The sequence below is a fragment of the Klebsiella sp. HN106 genome (genome assembly GCF_051209435.1).
Taxonomy (GTDB): domain Bacteria; phylum Pseudomonadota; class Gammaproteobacteria; order Enterobacterales; family Enterobacteriaceae; genus Klebsiella; species Klebsiella oxytoca.
Window position 1 is genome coordinate 1 of sequence record NZ_JBLURD010000239.1, and the last position, 293, is coordinate 293.

Sequence of the window (293 nt, forward strand, 5' to 3'; positions counted from 1 at the left end):
TTAAGGGATGGTGGTGAATGATTGACGTTCTCGGGCAAGCACTGACTGGCCATGACTATATCATTAAACGGACGGCTATTTTAGTCCGCGAGATATAGCGTTTTGTTTTATCTGCAGCGAGGCGGGTGGGGGAAAGCCCGCCGGAACCGGCGGGCAGGCGCATCAGAACTGGTAAACCAGGCCCAGGGCGACGATGTTATCGGTAGAGATACCGTTGTCTTCGTAGAATTTGTCGTTACCATCCAGCAGGTTGATTTTGTAATCAACATAGGTGGACATATTACGGTTGAAGT

Annotated in this window: 1 protein-coding gene; it reads right to left on the minus strand. The window is 49.8% G+C overall.

Annotated features, from left to right (window positions below; genetic code table 11):
• Positions 1-162 precede the first annotated feature (162 nt).
• The coding region (locus ACSIPU_RS31085; RefSeq protein WP_435322548.1) for a porin at positions 163-293 on the minus strand (131 nt) is incomplete at its 5' end.